At 67.2% G+C, this 17216-nt stretch carries 16 protein-coding genes and 1 pseudogene; 3 read left to right on the top strand and 14 right to left on the bottom strand.

The features are described 5' to 3' along the window. The 9 genes and pseudogenes from MBTS_RS23805 to MBTS_RS13945 all read right to left on the bottom strand — a co-directional run. Positions 1 to 344: pseudogene (locus MBTS_RS23805) on the bottom strand (DUF2497 domain-containing protein); the annotation flags it as partial. A gap of 135 nt (positions 345 to 479) precedes the next feature. Continuing rightward, on the bottom strand, positions 480 to 1874 hold the full coding sequence (locus tag MBTS_RS13910) for a TolC family outer membrane protein (protein ID WP_056141841.1): 1395 nt from the start codon (positions 1872 to 1874) through the stop codon (positions 480 to 482). 291 nt (positions 1875 to 2165) lie between these two features. Then, the gene (locus MBTS_RS13915; RefSeq protein WP_147833107.1) at positions 2166 to 2828 is read right to left on the bottom strand and encodes a protein-L-isoaspartate O-methyltransferase family protein; all 663 of its coding nucleotides are present in this window, start codon (positions 2826 to 2828) and stop codon (positions 2166 to 2168) included. Positions 2829 to 3020: 192 nt separating this feature from the next. Beyond that, positions 3021 to 3821: a fructosamine kinase family protein gene (locus MBTS_RS13920; protein WP_147833108.1), complete on the bottom strand. Its 801-nt coding sequence runs from the start codon at positions 3819 to 3821 to the stop codon at positions 3021 to 3023. Further along, positions 3818 to 4285: a low molecular weight protein-tyrosine-phosphatase gene (locus MBTS_RS13925; protein WP_147833109.1), complete on the bottom strand. Its 468-nt coding sequence runs from the start codon at positions 4283 to 4285 to the stop codon at positions 3818 to 3820. Before MBTS_RS13925 ends, MBTS_RS13920 begins: the two co-directional genes overlap by 4 nt. A 22-nt stretch (positions 4286 to 4307) precedes the next feature. Beyond that, the gene (locus MBTS_RS13930) at positions 4308 to 5693 is read right to left on the bottom strand and encodes an NTP/NDP exchange transporter (RefSeq protein WP_373321322.1); all 1386 of its coding nucleotides are present in this window, start codon (positions 5691 to 5693) and stop codon (positions 4308 to 4310) included. Continuing rightward, complete coding sequence (locus MBTS_RS13935; RefSeq protein ID WP_192215887.1) at positions 5690 to 6439, bottom strand: NADPH-dependent F420 reductase; 750 nt, start codon at positions 6437 to 6439, stop codon at positions 5690 to 5692. The genes MBTS_RS13930 and MBTS_RS13935 overlap by 4 nt, the downstream gene beginning before the upstream one ends. Then, on the bottom strand, positions 6423 to 7352 hold the full coding sequence (locus tag MBTS_RS13940; RefSeq protein ID WP_147833112.1) for an aldo/keto reductase: 930 nt from the start codon (positions 7350 to 7352) through the stop codon (positions 6423 to 6425). The genes MBTS_RS13935 and MBTS_RS13940 overlap by 17 nt, the downstream gene beginning before the upstream one ends. Before the next feature lie 66 nt (positions 7353 to 7418). After that, entirely contained in the window at positions 7419 to 7706 is a 288-nt protein-coding gene (locus MBTS_RS13945; RefSeq protein ID WP_018043812.1) for an MTH1187 family thiamine-binding protein, read from the bottom strand. Positions 7707 to 7861: 155 nt separating this feature from the next. Here MBTS_RS13945 and MBTS_RS13950 point away from each other — a divergent pair, with 155 nt between their 5' ends. Continuing rightward, positions 7862 to 8266, top strand: coding sequence for a hypothetical protein (locus MBTS_RS13950; RefSeq protein WP_056141852.1), 405 nt, complete (start codon positions 7862 to 7864; stop codon positions 8264 to 8266). A gap of 163 nt (positions 8267 to 8429) precedes the next feature. Here the strand turns inward: MBTS_RS13950 and MBTS_RS13955 are convergent, their stop codons facing one another. From MBTS_RS13955 to MBTS_RS13965, 3 genes are all read right to left on the bottom strand, one after another. Beyond that, on the bottom strand, positions 8430 to 8894 hold the full coding sequence (locus MBTS_RS13955) for a hypothetical protein (RefSeq protein ID WP_187273481.1): 465 nt from the start codon (positions 8892 to 8894) through the stop codon (positions 8430 to 8432). Positions 8895 to 8990: 96 nt separating this feature from the next. After that, complete coding sequence (locus MBTS_RS13960) at positions 8991 to 9311, bottom strand: hypothetical protein (RefSeq protein WP_018043815.1); 321 nt, start codon at positions 9309 to 9311, stop codon at positions 8991 to 8993. A gap of 517 nt (positions 9312 to 9828) precedes the next feature. Beyond that, a complete protein-coding gene (locus tag MBTS_RS13965; protein WP_026175937.1) occupies positions 9829 to 10281 on the bottom strand; it encodes a tellurite resistance TerB family protein in 453 nt (150 codons plus the stop codon). 460 nt (positions 10282 to 10741) lie between these two features. Between MBTS_RS13965 and MBTS_RS13970 the strand changes: the two genes are divergently transcribed. Then, positions 10742 to 11026, top strand: a complete 285-nt coding sequence (locus MBTS_RS13970) for a hypothetical protein (RefSeq protein ID WP_147833113.1) — start codon at positions 10742 to 10744, stop codon at positions 11024 to 11026. A 21-nt stretch (positions 11027 to 11047) separates the two neighbouring features. On the opposite strand, the gene MBTS_RS13975 is transcribed toward MBTS_RS13970, so the two are convergent. Further along, entirely contained in the window at positions 11048 to 11431 is a 384-nt protein-coding gene (locus MBTS_RS13975; protein ID WP_056141859.1) for a flagellar biosynthesis repressor FlbT, read from the bottom strand. A 93-nt stretch (positions 11432 to 11524) separates the two neighbouring features. Beyond that, positions 11525 to 15496: a flagellin N-terminal helical domain-containing protein gene (locus MBTS_RS13980; protein WP_192215888.1), complete on the bottom strand. Its 3972-nt coding sequence runs from the start codon at positions 15494 to 15496 to the stop codon at positions 11525 to 11527. A gap of 569 nt (positions 15497 to 16065) precedes the next feature. Between MBTS_RS13980 and MBTS_RS13985 the strand changes: the two genes are divergently transcribed. Beyond that, a complete protein-coding gene (locus tag MBTS_RS13985; protein WP_018043821.1) occupies positions 16066 to 17067 on the top strand; it encodes a helix-turn-helix domain-containing protein in 1002 nt (333 codons plus the stop codon). Positions 17068 to 17216 lie beyond the last annotated feature (149 nt).

The following is a 17216-nucleotide window of genomic DNA, read 5'->3' on the forward strand; positions in this document are numbered from 1 at the left end:
GCGCGGGCCGGCTCGGGCTGACGCACCACCGGTGGCGGCGGCAGGGGCTCCGGTTCGGGCTCGTCGTCGTCGAAGGAGATCGAATCGAAATCGATCTGGCCGCTCTCGGCGAAGTCGATCTCCGGTTCCTCGATGGGAGCGGGCTGGGGCTTGCGCGGCTGTGCGACCTCGGCGAGGTCGAGCACGTCGTCGTTCTCCGGCAGCGGCGGAGGGGAGCGTACCGGCGCGACAACCTCCGCCTTGGCGTTCTGGTCGTCGGCGATGATCCGGCGGATGGACGCCAGGATCTCCTCCATGGAGGGTTCCGGGGCCTTGTCCGGCGCCTTGGGGCTCGCTGCACTCATCCGGACGACGCTCGGTCACATGGTTAAAGAAGTATTTCGGTCACTCTGAGTATTTCACCACGGGTGCCGGAAACAAGCACCGGCCGGGCGCAAGGCACAGGATAACACCGGTGCCTCGCGGGTTCCTCGCGACCGTCAGCGCCCGTCGGGCGTGCGCACGCCGTACCAGAGGTCCTTGACCTGGTCGAAATGCTCCTTCGGGCTGTAGGCCACCACCGGGATCGACGTGAAGCGCACGGTCAGGCGGCCCACGGTCTGGACCACGCCATAGGAGTTCACCACACGGTCGCGCTGGGCGAGGATGAGGTTCACGCGCGAGTTCAGGAGTTCCTGCTGGGCGTTCAGGACGTCGAGGGTGGTACGCTGGCCGACGCGGGCTTCCTCGCGCACGCCGTTCAACGCCACTTCGTTGGCCTGAACCTGGGCCTGCGAGGCGATGACCTGCGCCTTGGCCGCTTCCAGCCGGCCCCAGGCGGTGACGATGGCCGAACGGACCTGGTCGCGGATGTCCTCGACGTTGATGCGGGCCTGGCCGACCAGCTCCTTGGCCTGACGGATCTGCGAATAGGTCTGGCCGCCCTCGTAGAGCGGAACCGAGATGCGGCCGACGATGGAGGCGGTCACGCCGTTATCGCCCGGGAACTGCGTGTCGTAGCGTTGCTGGACGCTGCCCTGGAGGGCGGCGCTCGGAGCGAGCGCGCCTTCGAAGATCTTCACCTGCGCCTCGGCCACGTCCACCGCGTGCATCGAGGACAGGATCTGCGGGTGCTCCTTCAGGCCGATGGAGATGGCGCTGTCGAGGTTCGGCGGCACGAACCGGTCGAGGGGCCGTCCCGGCGCGAGCTGGCGCGGCTCGACGCCGATGATGCGCCGATAGGTGCCGATGCTGGCGCGCAGATTGGCCTCCGCGCCGCTGACGTCGGAGCGCGCGCCGGCGAGGCGGGCCTCGGCCTGGGCCACGTCGGTCCGGGTGACCTCGCCGACATTGAAGCGGTCGCGGGTCTGGCGCAGCTGCTCTTCGAGCACCTCGACGTTGTTGCGGCGAAGCTCCAGGGTCGCCGTGTCGCTCAGGACCGACATGTAGATCTGGGCGGCGTTGAACAGGGTCGTCATCTCGGTGGAGCGCAGCGATTCGCGCGTCCCGAGCACGTCCGATTCGGCGCGGCGGGTCTGGTTGTCGGTCTGGAAGCCGTTGAACAGGGTCTGGTTGATGGTCAGCCCGGCGCCGCCGGGCTTCGTCACCTGGTTGAGGGAGATGCCGCTCACGCGGCCCTGGCTCTGGGTGAGGCCGATATCGGCGTCGAGGCTCACGGTGGGACGGTAGCCGGCCTTGGCCTGCGCGACGTTCTCGTCGGTTGCGCGCAGTCCCGCCCGCGAAGCGTTCAGCGCCGGGTTGGCGCCATAGGCACGGGCCAGCGCGCTATCCAGCGTCTCGGCCACGGCCGGAGAGGCGGCGGCGAGCGTCAGCGCGGCGAAGCCACCCAGCCGTAGCCGGAAGCTTTTCGCAAGTTTGCGTTGTCTCACGTCCATCTGCCCTTGCGGTTTCTCGATGAACCGGTCGGCTGTTCATCACAGCCATAGCGCCTAGGGTGCCATCCGGATTGCCCGCCTCACAGGTCAGCTTAGCGGAGGTTGTGCTTCAGGGCATCGGCGGAGAGGGATTAGGTAGGAGATTGATGGCGCAGTGCCGCATAAAAGCGACACCTGTCCTCCCTGCCACGCTGGTTCGCATGGGCAGGCCAACGCTTTACCCTCGCTCAGGCCTTTGAAGAGTCGCGGGTTTCGAGACGCGAAACCGGCGACCGCTTTTGCCGAACCCGCTCAGAAGGAAAAGCTGGATTCCGGACTGAAGGCCGACAGGGCGGGCAGCGACGCATCGAAGAGCGGACGCGCCCCGAACGCGTCCCCGGTCCGGATGAACAGGGTGGCCTTCGCGGCCTTGTCGCGACCCATCACGCAGGCGAGGCGTCCGCCATCCTTCAGCTGGTCGAGGAGGGATTGGGGCCGCGTCTCGACGCGGCCATTGACGAGGATGGCGTCGAACGGTCCCGCCTTCGCCGCGCCCGCCGGCAGGGGGCCGCGAACGATCTCGATTCCGTCCGTTGCCGACAGGCGGCTCTCCGCCTCGGCGGCGAGGGCGTCGTCGGATTCGAGGGCGACCACCCGCACCCCGAGCTGCCGCATGATGGCGGCGGCGTAGCCGTAGCCGGTGGCGACGTCGAGGGCGACCTTCCCCGGTGCGAGCTGCAGCGCCTGAATCATGCGGGCGAGAAGCATCGGCGCCGGGATAACGCGATCCGTCGCCGGATCCTGCCCGGTGATGCGCAGGGATTGGTCGATATAGGCGAAGTCCTCGCGGCCCTGCGGGACGAAGCGCTCGCGCGGCACGGCTTCGAAAGCGTCGAGGACCGGGATGTCGTTGACGTCGAAGGTCCGCAACTGACAATCCACCATAAGGCGTCGCGCCTGCGCGTAATCGAGCATGGGTCTCGTCTTCCCTCGCCGCATCGACCGTAGGCGCCCCTCCGCCTCATCCGGACATTCGGAAGGGGCCGGACACCAGCGCCGAAGCTTGCCGGGTTGTCGGGGATCGGCCCTGAAAACGCAAGGTTCGAGGCGCGGTTCGTGTCGCGCGACATGCGCTGCGCTTCCGGTCCGATGGGACGCACTGAGGTTTCAGCAGCCGGTGGCGTCGAGCAGCGCCTCGACCATGGAGCGGTAGCCCGATCCGAACAGGCGCAGATGCACCAGCGCCGGCCACAGCCGGTAGATCGCCCTACGCTCCGCCATGCCCGGTTCGGCCTCGCCATACGCCTCGCGGAAGGCGGGGCCGGGCGCGCCGAACAGGGACAGCATCGCGAGGTCCACCTCGGCATGGCCGTGGTAGCAGGCGGGGTCGATGAGCCCGGAAACGCGGCCGCCATCGGTGAGGATGTTGCCGCTCCACAGGTCGCCATGCAGCAGCGCCGGGCGGGGACGGGCCGGAAGACGCTCGGGGAGTGTGGCCGCCAGGGCCTCGATCCGTCGCCGGAGCGCGGCGTCGAGATGAGGCGCGTGGCAGAGGAGGCGCCGCTCGGCCCAGAAGTCGGGCCAATCCTCGCTTCCGTGATTGGCGATTCGCACCGTCCCGAAAGCGTAGTCACGGTTCCAGCCGTAATCGTCGCCGGTCACGGCATGGAGGCGCGCCAACACGCGGCCGAGATCCGCATCCGCATTGCCGCCGCCGGCCGGCAGGGGCTCGATCACGAGAGTGCGAAGATCGGCCGCGAACACCTCCGGCGCGGGGATGCCGGCGGCGCGGATCGCGCGGAGCATCCCGGCCTCCGCCGGCGGATCGGGTCCGTCCTTGACGATCGCCGCGCTGCCGTCGTCGAGCACGATCCGCACGAGGCTGGAGAGATCGCCGCCGCTCATGGGCTCGGCCCGCACGAGGCGACGCCCGAGCAGCGCCGCCCCGCGCTCTGCCAGTGGCATCATGCCGTGAGCGCGCGCACGAGGTGGCGGGCGGCCAGGGTCACGTCGGCCCAGGTGGCGTCGAACCCCGCATCCGCGCCGTAATAGGGGTCGGCGACCGCCTCGCCCCGGCGCCCCGGCACATGGTCGAGGAGAAGCGACAACGCAGCACCCTCCTGCAGTCGAAGCCGGCGCAGCACGGCGAGATTGTCGCCGTCGAGGGCGACGATGTGGCTGAAATGGGCAAAATCCGCCGGCTCGACCTGACGCGCACGGTAGCCGGAGATGTCGACGCCGTTGCGCCGGGCGACGGCCTGGGCGCGCCGGTCGGGCGGTTCGCCCGCATGCCAGCCGCCGGTGCCGGCCGAATCGATCTCCACATTGAGGCCCGCCCGCTCGGCCTCCAGGCGGAACGCGGCCTCCGCCAGGGGCGAACGGCAGATGTTGCCCAGGCACACGAACAGGATGGCTGGCTTGCCTGCGGACATAACGGCTCCTCGAATGTCGATGTCAGTTGCCGCGCGACGGCCCGGTCGCCCGATCCTTGCCGGAGTCTTCCGCTTCTTCTATCGCGACCCGCCTCGCTTCCTGCCGACGGCCGAGCCAAAGGCTGTTCAGGAGCCAGGCGACCGAGAGCGGAACCGCTGCGATGGCCACGGCCGTCGAACCGAGGCCCAGCGCTCCAATTCCCTGGAAGGACCACGCGCCGATCTGGTCGCCGGTCCGGTAGACCACGGTGTCGAGGAAGTTCTTCGCCTTGTAGCGGTCCTCACGCGGCACGACCGTGAACAGCACCTCGCGGATCGGCCGGGCGATGGCGAAGTTGCCGGCTCGCCGGAAGACCTGGAACGCCACGATGGCCGTGATCGTGGGTGAGACGGCGAGCGCCGCGAATCCGAGGATGCTGGCCGCCGGCAGGAGCGCGAGGGCGGGGCCGACCCCGATGCGCCGCACGATCCGGCCGGTGAGGAAGAACTGCACGCCGAGGGTGAGCAGATTCACCAGCAGATCGACGCTGGCGAAGAAGGCCGTCTGCGAGCCGCGATCGGGGAAGCTGCGCTTGGCGATGCCCGCCTGCTCGAAATACAGGAAGGTCGAGGTCACCGAGAACAGCAGTAGGAACAGCCCGATATTGAGCAGGTAGGGCGATTGGAACGTGCGGGTGATGCCCGCGAAGGCGCTGCCGCCGATGGCCTCCGACGGGGCGGCGTCGCCCGTGACGGGAGCCCGGTTCAGGCGGTCGGACAGGCGCGCGAGACCGCGCATGCTGAACACCGCCACCTCCAGGAGCAGGGCCGCGCCGATGAGGAGCGCCCAGGTCGGCACGTCTCGGGCGAGGATCGCCGTCGTCGCCGATCCGGCGATCGCCCCGAGGGTCGCGCCGGCGGCGATGAAGCCGAACAGGCGCTTGCCCTGCTCGGTGGAGAACACATCCACGATGGTGGCCCAGAACACCGAGACCACGAACAGGTTGAAGATCGAGAGCCAGATGAAGAAGGCTCGGCCGATCCAGACGTCGCCCTCCGGCCCGGCGAGGTAGAGCGCCCCGGCGAACAGCACGATGTTGGCGGCGAAGAACCGATAGGTCAGCGGCACGAACCGAGCGCGCGGCAGGGTCTTCACCAGCCAGGCGAAGGGGACGTTGAGGGCCAGCATGCCGACCAGGGTGCCGGTGAACAGCCAGGGCAGGTTCTCGATCCCGCTGGCGACACCCATCTGGTCGCGGATCGGCCGGAGGACGTAGTAGGCCGCCAGGATCGAGAAGATATAGGCCCAGGACCAAGCAAGGGCCGGAATTTCCTCCGCCCGTACGTCGATGAGCCGCCGCAGCCAGGGCGGGACGGGGCCGCCGCTGCCGGCGGTCAGCGGCTTCGCCGGCCCTGGCCCGTCGCTCAACGGGTGACCCCGAGTCGTGCCCGCGATTCCTCCGCGTTCAGGTCGAGGCCGAAGCCGGGGGAACCCATGGCGAAGCTGTCCGCCTTGGCGAGCGGCCCGACCTCCACCGGATCGAAGCCCGCATCCTTGACGAGTTGGGAAGCGATCGCGAGCGCCGCGGGATCGTCGCCGGCGATGGGGATCGCCATGCGTCCGCCTTGGCGATGGGCGTTCTTGGCGAAGACCTTGTAATTGGCCGCGTTGAAGGCCCGGACGACCTTCGCCCCGTTCAGATATTTGGCCGAGACCGCCGCGATGCCGTCGGCCTGGACCTCACCATAGACCTCTCCGTCACGGGCCGGGGTCGCGTTGCCGGCATCGATCACCACCTTGCTCTTGAGCGAGGCTCCATGGTCCTGCGCCAGCTGCGGATAAGCCTTGTAGGGCACCGCGATGAGCACGACGTCGCCGAAGGCGATGGCCTCGGCCGGGCTGCCCGCCCTCGCCTTCGGCCCGAGCGCCTCGACGAGGTCCTTCAGCTCCTCGGGGTGACGGGACGACAGCATCACCTCGTGCCCGGCCTTCGCCCAGAGGCCGCCGATGGTGCCGCCGATATTGCCGGCCCCGACGATGCCGATGCGGACCGGCTGCGGTGCGGCCTGGGCCGAGGCGGGACAGGGTGATGCCAGCAGGCCCGAAGCGGCGATGAGCCCACCGGCCAGCACGATGACGGCACGGCGGTTGAAGAAATCAGAGCGCGTCGACATAGGCCTCCATTCGGGTTCGCTGGGCGGCATCGGGCAAACGGCCGCGTGCCGCGCCGAGATTGTCCTCGACATAGGCCGTCTTGGCCATGCCGGGGATCGGGCAGGTGACGGCCTCGTGGGAGAGGACGTATTTCAGGAAGAATTGCGGCCAGCTCGCGCAGTCGAACTCGGCCGTCCAGGGCGGCAGGTCGCGTCCCTGAACGGCCTTGAACAGGCGGTCGCGCCCGAAGGGCACGTTCACCATCACGGCCATGCCGCGCTCTTTCGCCAGCGGCAGGATGCGCTCGGCGGCGCGGCGGTCGTCGAGGGCGTAATTGACCTGGATGAAATCCATCGTCTCGCGCCGCATCACCGCCTCGAGATCGGCGAACTGGCTGTCGCGCCAGACCGTGACACCGGTGTAGCGAATCTTCTTTTCGGCCTTCAGATCCCGCAACGTGGCGAGGTTCGTTGCCGTGTCGCTGAGGTTGTGGACCGCGACGAGGTCGATCCTGTCGGTGGCCATGCGGCGGAAGGAGCGCGCGATCTCGGCCGCGCCGGCCTCGCGGCCCGGTGCCCCGACCTTGCTGCAGAGGAACACCTTCTCGCGCAGACCGTCCTGGGACAGGATCTGGCCGAGGACGTCCTCGGCCGTGCCGTAGCTCGGCGCCGTGTCGATGACCGACCCGCCGAGCGCCACGAACCGCTGCACCGCCTCGCGCAAGGGCGCGATTTTTTCGGGGACCGGCTCGACCTCGTAGCGGCGCGAGGTGCCGATCCCCATGGCGGGGAGCATCTCGCCGGAGGACGGGATGGCGCGGCGGATCAGACCGCCCTCCTCCGCATGGGCCGGGGATGTGGCACGCTGCAGCAGCGGCACGATCAGGGGAGCGAGGCCGGCACCGGCCAGGAACGCACGTCGGGATGGCTGCATGCGGGCTCGGTCCTCATCGGGGATCGGGCAGGATCAACGCCGCTGCGCCGCCGAGGTGCCAACGGATCAGGAAACGGCCGTCAGCTTGTCGGCCATGGACTGCTCCTTGTCCCGCCGTGACGAGAAGGCCATGGTGAAGAAGACCCGCTGAACGCCGAGCTGGCTCAGCTTCTCCTCGCAGAGTTCGATGAGCCGGCAGATGTCGGCGAGCTCGCCCTCGATGTTCGTGCCGTTGGCATGCATCTCGGCGTTGAGGTGGCTGGCCTCAAGGATGGTCTTGATCTCCTTCACGTAGGAGGAGACCGAGGGGCCGACGCCCATGGGCACGATGCACAGATCCGCGACGACTTTCATGGACGTTCTCCTCGGGAATGCAGGTGAAACGGAACGGCCGATCCCCGTGATCTCGTAGGCCGCTCATGGGCCTGCGTCGCCAGCACCCAGGGGACGATGGGAACGGCCCGGCGCCCGGTCCGTTGATGAACATATCTCACAACAGGACATTTCGAATGCGCAAGCTCGCACTTCTATCGGCCGCGGCCGTCAGCCTCGGTGCCCTCCTGGCGGCAGCCCCTGCGGAAGCCCGTGGCTGGGGCCATGGCGGCGGATACGGCCACGGTGGCTTCGGCGGCCACGGTGGATACGGTCATCGCGGCGGCTATGGCCGTTACAGCGGTGGTTACGGTCGCTATGGCGGCGGCTACGGCCGGGGTTACGGATATGGCCGTCGCGGCATCGGTCCGGGCGCCGTCATCGGTCTCGGCGTTGCCGGTCTGGCTGCCGGAGCCATCGCGGCCGGCGCCTACAATGGTGGCTATGACGGTTACGGTTATGGCCGCCCCGTCGGCTATTACGGCGGTTACGCCCCCGCGCCGGCCTATGGTTACGGCTACGGTGGTTATTACGGCTACTGAGCCGGGACTGGATTTGGCCGAGACTGGATCCGGCAAGGAAGGGGTCGCCGCGAGGCGGCCCTTTTTTGCGTCGACTCGGCGCTGACGCCCCTGCCCGATCATCCAGGCCGGACGGAACGGCGCCAAGTCGGCAGCCCCGGACGTCCCATGCGATCCCGGCCGATCAGGGCGGCGCGAAGATCGTGATGTTGCCGTTGATCTGATAGGCGGCCGTCGGCGGCGTGTTGACGAAGCGCAGGCGGATGGGGCTCTCGCCCAGGATGGCGCCGAAGGACGGGGTCACCGGGATGGGAAAGCATCGGGACACGGCGTCCCTTGCGGACTCCTCATAGTGTTTCCGGGCTTCCTGATCGCCTTCGAGGCGGCGTGCCGTGACGAGAGGCGCACCGCGCAACTCACCGTTCTTGCTGATGCCGAACAGGAACGCGATCTGTGATCCGCTGGTATTCGGAGGGACAGACCAGCAGGAGGCGAGCGTCGCGCGAAGGTCCGCCCAGTTGTTCACGGCGGCTGGCGGCGACGGGGATTGAGCGAAAACTGGAGCCGTCATCGGCATGGACGATCCGCCGAGCATCGCCACGCCGAAGCGGCACGCGATGACAAACCGGCGGATCGGTTCATGGCTCATGGATGGCAGTCTCAGTGTCGTCGCGGGCCGGAGCAAAACGGCAAGCGGCTGCTACCCCGTGGTTGCAGGACTATCCCTCTCGCTCGCTGGCCGGCTTCACCGCTTCTTCGAAACATGGAAGATGGCAAAGCCTGCCAGGGCCGCGAGGCCCAGCGCGAGGGGCCGATTGTCGTGGAAGGCGCCGAGCGCGCGCGAGCCGGCATCGCGAAGGTCATCGACGACGGGGTTGCCCAGAAGGATGTTCTGAGCGCGATCCAGATTCTCCGCCTTCGTGCTGATGGAGACTTCGAACGCGTCATCGTGGCGTTCGATATCGATGCTGTTGCGGGCGAATCCGGCGCGAGCCAGCCGTTCCCTGGCCGAGCGGGCAGCCCGGAGAGAAGGGACGACGACCGAGGCTAAGGCACTGTCAGACATTCATGTCCTCCGATTTGGATGGACGAACATCTTTGAAGGCGCAACGGTTCCTTGCCGGAGACGGGCATTCGGCCCGCCATATCGCCCGACATCGTCCGGCCATCCCCGTCCAGGGGATGCTCAGCCCGTTGCCGTCAGCCGCAGAGGATTGCGATGCCGTCCGTCAACGCCGCACGGGCGGCCGGACCGGGCCTCGGGCCGCTCGGCAGGCTGCGTCAGGCCATCGTCCAGGTGAGGAGCATGATCCCGCTCAGGAAGATTCCATAAGTGATCGCGATGGCCGCGATTTCACGGTGTTCGTTGACGATGTTGCGGGAAGCGAGGATCATGGCGATGACCGGCAGGGGTTGAATGCCGGCTCTATAGTCGAAGGATCTCTAACGTGGGGTCGTCATGAATGGTTAATATGATTTTAACCATTTGGTGTCGCCCCGGAAGCACACTCGACCGACGCGAGAGCGATGGGGAGCCGTCGCGTCGAGCCGGAGCGACCGACGGACGCGGCGCGTCGGCCGGGTCACGATGGGTTGGACGGCCTCACGGGAGCCAGCCGGAGTAATGTCTCCTTGTCGACGGAAAGCGCTTCGGCGATCTCCTCGAGGGCCTGGTGCTCGACGTCGCTGATTCCCTCATGGTCGGCGGCATCGGCGGCGATCAGAAACACCCCGTTCCGCTGTTCGAGGGAGCGGTCCGCGATGGCGGCCACGCGGCTCAGATTGTCCGCCCGTCCGACGCGGGTCCGAGCCCGCGCGATGCCGTCGAACAGCTCCGCCTCCAGCATCAGCGTGTCGTAGCCCTTCTCGATGATCGGATTGGCGCGCATGGCCGCGAGGGCGACCTCGACCTCCCCTTCGTCCACTTCGCTGTCGGCCACGATCACGTTCGAGGCCGCCGACACGGCCGCCTGCATGAGCGTCTTGTCACCGACATAGGCGGTGACGTGTTCGAGAAGGTTCTGAAAGATGCCCATCACGGACTCCATGGAGCGGTCCGGCCGAGGGGCCGTGAAGCAGCAACGCGCGAGCCTGCCCATCGGCGTCGTATGCAAACTTCCTTCGTCGAACGCACGCGCTTTCTTCGGCCCGGCCGGTAAGCGGCGCACTTACGGCATGGCGGGATCGCCCCGCCGCGCGGCCTCGCCGACAGGGCGATGACGGCTGGAACTGTCCGGGGCGCCCCTTCGTTTGGATCAAGACGTCCATGACGAAGATCAGAGGCAGGGGCGTTATGTGTCGATGCCACCTCGTTCTCCAAAAGCCGGATCACGTATTCGAATCATAGATCTAAGTTATCGATCAAATCGGCGACAACAAAAATTTGACGGAATGCCTTCACTCGATGGCGATGTATGCCGGAGCACATGAGGGATGACCTGGGACCGGCACACGAATAGGGCGTACGCCGCGGCCGTTGCCGTAGGCGGCCTCGTCGTGCTGATGATCCAGGAAGCTCCGAACTGGAATGCGACCCTGATCGGCATCGCGTCCCTCGTCGCCTTCGGCATCCTGTGGATTCTTCCCGAGCACAGGACAGTCGATAGGCGCCCGTCGACGGACAGGGGCGACGACGCATTGTGGAAGGTCGCGATACCCCGCGAAGCAGGACCGGCGCCGCACGAGTTGCTTCTGGGGCCGCCGGGTCCCCTCGGTCTCATCGAGCCGAGACGCCGGCCCACGATCCTTGCCCATCGACGCCTTCCAAAGCCGCGCTCGTGAGAGAACGAGCGCCCTGGTCGATCACGCGGCCTCGGCGAAGCTTCGCTCGGCGGTCACGAGGGCGCGGCCCAGCTTGATCGCCCCATGGTAGCGGCGGTCCGCGATCGCATCGTGGATCGCGAGAAGGTGGGGGGCGAGCGCCGGGCTCGCCCTCATGATCTCTGTGGCCTGGCGGGCGAAGAGGTCCTCGGCCTCGGCCGGGTCGTCGGCGAGGTAGAGCATCTGCAGGGTGACGCAGAGCATCTTCGCGGGCGTGTCGGCCTCGCTCTCCTTGATGACCTCGGATTCGCGCAGGAACTTGCAGTGGGTCTCGATGAGGAAGTCGGAGCGCCGCGATCCGTTGCGGATGAGCGCGCCGTTGATGAGGAAGCCCTCGTAGGGCTTGAGGTCGAGGCGCAGGGCCATGGTGGTGAATCCCTTCTGGAAACGGGCCTGAATTGATCGTCGGATAGCGCGGGGGCCGGCCCCGACGGCCGGTCCCCGCGTGTTGGCGCGCGCTTAGCGGAGGAGCTGGAGGATGCCCTGCTGCGCCTGGTTGGCGAGCGAGAGCGCCGAGGTGGCGATCGAGTTGCGGGTCGACAGGGCCTGTGAGTTGGCGGCTTCCTCGTTGAGGTCCGCGTTCACGAGGTTGGCAGCGCCGGTGTCGAGGATGTTGATCAGGTTCTTCGAGAAGTCCTGACGGTTCTGCACGATCGACAGGTTGGCGCCGAAGGTCGAGGACTGGGTCCGCAGCTGGGTGGTGGCTTCGGACAGCTGCTCGATGGCGGCGTTGATGTCGGTGTCCGACTGGAACCCGCCCTCGACGGCGTCGAGGCCGAGGCCGGCGGCATCGAACTTCACGCCCTTGATGTCGAGCGCCGAGGTGTTCTTCTCGTTGAAGGCGATGTGCAGGGTGTTGTCGGCGGCGCTGTTGCTGTTGCGGAACAGCAGGTTGACGCCGTTATAACCGGAATCCTGGGCCTGCTGGGTGATCTTCTCGAGGATCAGGTTGAACTGCTGCGCCAGGGCCGAGCGCACCGAACTGGTGCCCTTGCTGCCGCCCACATCGGTGCCCGACGCCGTCTGGGAGGTGGCACCCGATCCGGAGACGCCGAAGCCGATATCGACACCGGCCGAACCACCGGTCGTGACCTGGGCCGCCTGGATGGTCAGCTTCTGGTCGGAGCCGGAGGACTTCGTCGAGATGACGAGCTTGCTGTTGACGTAGCTCGCCTCGACCTTACCGGCGAGACCGGTATCGGCGTTGATCTGGTCGTTGATGGCCTTGGCGATGGCGGTCTGGCTGGTGGCGGCCGAACTGCCGAGGTTGGTGTTGTTGAGCGTGATCAGCTTGAGCGGGCCGCTGCCGAGCTTCAGGGTGAAGGACGCGTCCTTCGTGCCGCTGAAATCCTTGGTCGCGGTCTGCTCGGTGCCGACGATGGAGGCCTTGGACGAGCCGTCTGTCGCCTCGGTGCCGGAGGCGGTGACGCCGGCGGCGGCGGTGCCTCCGCCCGCGGCGGGGGTGCTGCTGGCCGTGGTGGTGGTGCCGAGGCCGAGGCCGGCGGTGTCGCTGGTCGCGGTCAGGGTCGGAGCGGCGGCGCCGGTGCCGACGGCGTTCGACTTCACCTGGAGCTTGTCGCCCACGAAGGAGACGGTGGCCTTGACGCCGGCGGTGTCGAGCTGGACCTGGATGGCTTCGGCGACCTTGTCCTGCGTCGCCGCGTTGCCGATGGCGTTGCCGGCCTTGTCGAGGCTGGTGGACGAGATCGAGACGTTCTTGCTGGTAGTGCCGTCGCTGATGGCGAAGGCGCTCGACTTGCCGCCCGACAGGTCGATGGAACCGGCCGGGACGCCAGTGGCGGTCTGCGCCGGGTTGGTCACGCCTGCCGCGCCGATGCTGAGGCCGGCCGCATCCGTGCCCGGTGTCAGGGTGACGGTGCCGCTGGTGCCGACGCCCTTCGAGGTGAATTCCAGCTTGTTGTTGTTGTAGGCGGCAGTGACGTTGACGCCGGCCGAGTCGAGCTGACGCTGGATCGCCTCCTCCAACTCGGACTGCGTCGCCGAGTCGCCGATGGCGGTACCGGCCTTGTTGAGGCTGTTGGTATCGATGGTGATGGCGGCGGTCGTGGTCCCGTCACCGACCGAGAAGCTCGACGACGCGGTCGTCAAATCAACCGGGAAGGTCACTGCCGTACCGGCACCCGTTACCTTCGCTGCCGTGCTGGCGGACGGCGTGGTGGCCGCGTTGGTGGCCGTCAGCGTGTTGGCGGTGCCGAGGCCGAGGCCACTGGTGGTGTCCGAAACCGCTGTCACCACCGGAGCCGCCACGGCGCCGGCCGCAGTTCCCTGGCGGGTGAAGTTCAGCTTGCCTCCGTCGACGTAAGCGGACACGTTAGCCGTTCCGCCGCCTGCGGCGAGTTGCTTGTTGATGCTCTCCAGAACCTTGTCCTGGCTGGGATTGGTGCCCAGGGCCACGTTGTTCTTGTCGAGGCTCGCGGCGTTGAGCGTGATCGCCGTTCCGTCCACCGTGAAGGCGGCGGACTGGCCCTTGCTGAAGTCGAGGTTGGCGGGGAAGTTGCTCGTGGCGCTCGACTTTGTGGTAGCGGGAGTACCGAGCAGGCCGATTGCGTCGGTGACAGGCGCCACCACGGGGGCGGCACGACCCAAGCCCACGGCGTTCGACGTGAGGACGATCTTGTCGTTGACGTCGAGCGACGCGGTCGTCTCGTTACCGTCCGTCTTGAGCTGACGGTTGATGGCCTCAACGTATTTTGCCGCGACTGGCGTGTTGCCGAGGGCCGCACCGGCCTTATCGAGGCTCGTCGCGTCGATCTTGATCGTCGTAGTCTTGGTGCCGTCGTTGACGGTGAAGCTGCTCGACCGCCCGCCGCTCAGGTCCGGAGCCGTGGTGAGGTCGAGCGGCAGCGTGGTCGCCCCGCCGGTCTGGAAGCCCAGTCCGACCGTGTCGTAGCTCGCCGAGACGGTCGCGTCCTTGCCGACGCCGGTCGTGCCGTTGGTGAAGGTCAGCTTGTTGGAGACGAACGAAGCGGTGACTTCGGTGCCGGCGAGCTGGGAGTTGAGGGCGGTGAGGAACTCCGCCTGCGTCGGATTGCCGGGGGCGGCCGCCCCGGCGAAGCTCGCGGCGTTCAGGGTGACCGAGGCGGTGGTCGTTCCATCGCCGACGGCGAACGTGGCGGACTTGCCGCCCGTGAAGTCGATGTTGGCGCCCGCGGTGACGCTGGAGGTCGACGTTCCGGCGGTACCGACCGCACCCGGTACGGTAACCGCGGTCCCAGCGCCGCCCGTCGCCGTTGCCGGCGCCGTATAGGTCTGTGCCGTCGTCGCGAGCGTGCTCGCCGCCGCGGGAATGCCCGCGACCGGCGTGCTCGCGGTGAAGGTGCTGAAGCCGATGCCGGCCGCGCCGTTGCCGCCCGTGGTGTCGATGCCGCCGATCACGGAGATCTGCGCGTCGGGGCCGACATCGGCCGACTTGAACACGAGGCTGTTGGTGCTGGACAGTTCGACCGTCGCGGTCGAGCCGCTATCCTTGAGCTGCTTGTTGATGGCCTTCGCCACATCGGCCCGCGAGGCCGAGGCGCCGAGGGTGCCGCCGAGCTCGTCGGTGGCCGAGTTCTTGTCGAGCTTGACCTGGACCGAGGTGTTGCCGTCGCTCACCACCAGGGAGGCGCTGCCGGTGGAGAAATCCGTGGCGACGGCCAGGGCGGCATTGGCGGTGACGGTGGCGGAGGTCGGCGTGGTGGTGGACTTGCCGTAGCCGATATCGATGGTGGAATTGGCCGAGCCCGCCACGGTCAGGCTGGCGGCCGCGCCCGTCGTCGTGGTCGCGAAGGTGATGCGGCCGTCGGGGCTGGTGCCGGCCGAGACCTTGCCGGCCAGCGCGCTGTTGTTGGCGATCTGGCCGTTGATGGCGGTGAGGAGCTGCTCCGACGTGACCTTGGAGAGGTCGGTGCCGGACGAGGCCAGGGTCGCCGAATCGATGCGGATGGTCGACTTGTTGCCGCCCAGGGTGATCTCGAGGGAGGCGTCCTTGGTCGGGCCGGAGAAGTCGAACGTGGTCTCGCCGGTGGCGCCGGTGGTGCCGAGGGAGGCCAGGGTCGAGGTGGCCGTCACCTTGGCGGCCTGCTCCTTCGCGCCGCCGCTGATGCCGCTGCTGCCGCCGGTCTTGTCGGCGAGCGCCTGACTGGCCGTGGACTTGGCGGTTTCGAGGAGCTTGGTGATCGAGGTGATGCCCTGGCTCGCCGCCTGGATCGCCTGGACGCCGTTGGAGATGCCGTCGAGCAGCGAGCTGATGTCGCTGGAGCGTGCCGACAGGCTCTGCGCCGTGAAGAAGTTCGTGGGGTTGTCCAGCGCCGAGTTCACCTTCTTGCCGGTGGAGAGGCGGCTCTGGGTGGTCGAGAGCAGGTTTGCCGTGTCCTGGAGCGAAAGCAGGTTCTGGCGCGTTGCGGATGTGAGGGTGATGCTGCCGGACATCGAGTGGATCCTGTTGATCGAGACATCGCCCTGTTGGCGACGCCCCAGACAGGGGTCGATCCACTTATCGAGACCTTAATGCGGATCTCGACTGTGCTTGTGTTGAGGGGCGTTTCGTCTCATCTAAGTGATGTTTTGTCTCAAAATGCTTTTAAGTTACTTGGCGTCTCAAACATAGTCGTTTTCGTCTCATAGTCGAGCCCGCCGGCGGGGCGTGCCGCTTGCCTTGGCCGCCGGTCCAATTCAGATGAGCGTGGCGGGAGACCGCAACTCCATCGGCCGACGATGATTAATCGTCGCAGAAATAATTCGCTTTGATCCAAAAAATCGTTGATTAATCAATTATTAAATCGATAGTGTGTGCTAATTAATCCGCACATCAACACTTAAGTAGTCAAAGCTTTGAGCGTCTTAACAGGGCTGGTCGTCATGATCGATGGCATATCGCATGTTGATCGATGATGATCTCGATCATTTGTTCGCATTGGGATGGGTATTCTCGAATATCTCTGGATCGGTACTGCTTGGTGCCGTCCATGGGTCTGCGTTGCATTGAAGGCCACTGATCCGTGACGGACATTCTCTGCGACCGTTTCATCGCTCCCACCGATCCGGCTCTGCTGGCTCAGTCCTGGTGCAATCATCTCGCGCCGGTCTTCGAGGCCGAGCTCGCGCCGGATGCCGACCTGGCCTCCCCGATCTCCCTGACCACGTATCATTTCGGGGAAGCCCTGGTCGGCTCAGTGACCGCGCCGGCCCAGCGCCTGAAGCGCTCGGCCCGGACCATCGCCCGGCAGGGCGTCGACCACATCCTGATCCAGTTCTACACCGCCGGCCAAAGCCGGGTGGGCGCCGCCCGACGCTCTGTGGAGATCAACGCCTCCCAGCTCGTGGTCTTCGACCTCACGCAGCCGATCGTCAGCGAAGCCGGGCCGGTCTCCGCCACCACCGTGATGCTGCCGCGCAAGCTCCTCGGCGACCAGATCGCCACCATCGAGAGCCTGCACGGGAAACCCCTCGATTACCGCTCGGCTCCCGTGCGGAACCTGTCCTACACCTACCTGTCCGGCCTCGTGGCCAGTGCCGCCTCCACCGAGGCGCACCAGCTGCGCTACCTGTCGAGCGCGGCGGCCGATCTCTGCGCCGCCTGCTTCCAGCCCGACGCGAACCAAGCGCCGGCCCTCGACCGGCTCAACAAGGTCGCCATCTGCCAGTACATCGAGCAGGAACTGGCCTCGGAATCCCTCGGGATCGACGCGCTGATCCTTCGGTTCGGGCTCTCGCGGGCCACCCTCTACCGGCTCTTCGAGGAGGAGGATGGGGTCGCCAGCCACATCCGCGAGCGACGCCTGCTGCGGGCCATGAAACTCCTCGGCGCGGCGGGCGGGCGCCCGCGCATCTCGTCGGTCGCCTACGCCACGGGCTTCTCCGACGAGAAGACCTTCAGCCGCGCCTTTCGCAGGCGGTTCGGATTCCTTCCGAGCGAGGCCCTGGCGGAGCGGTCGCTCGCGCATCGCGGCCACGACAGCGCCCCGGTGCTGCTCGGCTGGATGCGAAGCCTGAGCGCCTGAGCGCCGGGCGGGGTCGGCAGAGACGTCACCCGTCCGTTCGGCCGGAGCCCGGATCGGCGGCCTGGACCGGCATTGGCGCAATGCCCGCACGGTCTCGTCGCACAACCCCCGGCTCTTCGAGGGTAGCCGGATTTGACACGGTCCGATTT

This window comes from Methylobacterium bullatum (assembly GCF_014845095.1).
GTDB lineage: Bacteria > Pseudomonadota > Alphaproteobacteria > Rhizobiales > Beijerinckiaceae > Methylobacterium > Methylobacterium bullatum.